The sequence below is a fragment of the Dendronalium phyllosphericum CENA369 genome (assembly GCF_016056275.1).
In the GTDB taxonomy this organism is placed as follows: Bacteria; Cyanobacteriota; Cyanobacteriia; order Cyanobacteriales; family Nostocaceae; genus Dendronalium; species Dendronalium phyllosphericum.
This window is the reverse complement of record NZ_JAECZA010000160.1, coordinates 2,357-3,680: the sequence shown is the minus strand read 5'-3', so window position 1 is coordinate 3,680 and position 1,324 is coordinate 2,357. Positions and strand designations below refer to the sequence as shown.

Annotated in this window: 2 pseudogenes; one reads left to right on the top strand and one right to left on the bottom strand. The window is 40.4% G+C overall.

Features of this window, described 5'->3' with window-relative positions:
* Window positions 1-322, top strand: a pseudogene (locus I8752_RS21765) (IS4 family transposase); the annotation flags it as partial.
* 19 nt (window positions 323-341) lie between these two features.
* Here the strand turns inward: I8752_RS21765 and I8752_RS21760 are convergent.
* Window positions 342-1,169 (bottom strand): annotated as a pseudogene (locus tag I8752_RS21760) (ATP-binding protein); the annotation flags it as partial.
* Window positions 1,170-1,324 lie beyond the last annotated feature (155 nt).

Here is a 1,324-nt window from a genome sequence, read left to right as displayed (position 1 = left end):
CAATTTGGAAAGTTCTCAAGCTAATCCTGATAGACTTGTACGAATAATATTTTTAATTGCTTTAGCTATGACCAGTGCTTGGTTACATGGACAAAGGACTAAATTTCAAAAACTTGATTCCTATATTTGTCGTAGTCAAGAAAAAAATAGAAATGAGAAACGTCATAGTAATTTCTGGATAGGTTTATATGGTCAAAATTGGATAGTCGCTTGGCATGAGTGTCAAGCATGGGTCGAGGAACTGGTCGGTTTCAGTCGCAATAAGCAAGCATATTATCAGCGAGGTTTAAGGGCTATGAAGCTTATACAGCAAGCTCTTTAACTCGCTTGTCGCCCCTTGAAGGCAAAGTCAGGCATTCACCGTAAATATCCCTGAGATCCGTTGCTCTGGTAGAATACAACATGGAAATCGGGAGAGTGTAAATCAAATGGCAATCTAAGGCTTGGAGTTGTTCGCTGCGGTCTAAAAAGACTTCTTCGTAATTGGTGCGATCGCCGTCTTTGACTAACACCATCCGGTCTAAATTATCGACAATTACCGCCAGTTGAGTGTAGCCTTTAGGTAAATTTTGTTTGGCATCGTTTAAAAACTCATTCAAAACCTGAATTAAAGTGACGGTGTGAGGATTGATTTTTTGGCGAATCTTCTGGCGCAATTCGGGAACAGCCCTTAAATTTGCTGTTAATTTGGCAAACTGACTCAGTTGGGCTTCTACTCCCAGACTTTCAAATTCTATGGGAGTCTGCGCCAAATCTTTCAAATCTTCCCAACGGCTTTTTAACCAGTCGAGTATAGGACGAGGACTGGCAATTTCTTTTAAATCTTTGAGTAAACGGCGGGTACAGGCGAGGAGAATATCTGTATACTGGGCATCTTCTGAGTCGATATCTTCTTCATCAGCCTCAAAATATACGACATAAAACTGGCGATTTTCTAAAAAGCTTTTTAATCGGCGTAGTTCTGTAGATTTTCCCCCACCTCGATGACCGGAATACAGTTGGTAAGTGTTATTATTTGCCAGTAGCATCCGATTTCCCAACTCTTGGAGAATATTCGTATCTCCCCGCACATCCTGACAGTCTACATATTTTGGATCGCCTGCTGGTAATGGTTCAAAGGGGTTAAAAGCGTTGTAGAGCTTACTAAGTAAGTCAGAACTATAAACCATAGGTAAAAAATATTGCAATGTTGCTCATAATACCGAAGATTATAGAGAATGGCGGTGCTTGGCAAAAGAAGAAGATAACATCGTTTGATGAATAACTTGCTACAGCTAAATGGGTAGGCTCATTAACGGAGTTCAAAGACTCATTAACGGAGTTC